This window comes from Haladaptatus sp. HS23 (assembly GCF_056892285.1).
Window position 1 is genome coordinate 1 of record NZ_JBXGLH010000060.1, and the last position, 500, is coordinate 500.

1 rRNA gene is annotated in these 500 nt (G+C 55.2%); it reads left to right on the top strand.

Features of this window, described 5'->3' with window-relative positions:
* Positions 1-209: 209 nt before the first annotated feature.
* Positions 210-500, top strand: a 16S ribosomal RNA gene (locus AC1XDK_RS30805); the annotation flags it as partial.

Genomic DNA, 500 nt, shown 5'->3' on the forward strand with positions numbered 1-500 from the left:
TGCCTCCACTCAAGTCCGAAGGAAATGAGGATTCCACCCCTGCGGTCAGCCGTATACGATGGAATCTGATGTTAGCCCTGGCAGTTCGGTGACACCCGTCCAGTTACTTGGTTCGGGGTCGTCGAACTGACGGACCAACGTATATGCGACACTATACATGCATTAGCATGCTTCCGCCAGACCCACCGAGCAGTTACTGCTCGGCAACCATTCCGGTTGATCCTGCCGGAGGCCATTGCTATTGGAGTTCGATTTAGCCATGCTAGTTGCACGAGTTTAGACTCGTGGCGGAAAGCTCAGTAACACGTGGTCAAACTACCCTATAGACCAGGATAACCTCGGGAAACTGAGGCTAATCCTAGATAACGCTCCTCTGCTGGAGCTGCAGGGAGCCGGAAACGCTCCGGCGCTATAGGATGTGACTGCGGCCGATTAGGTAGACGGTGGGGTAACGGCCCACCGTGCCGATAATCGGTACGGGTTGTGAGAGCAAGAGCCCG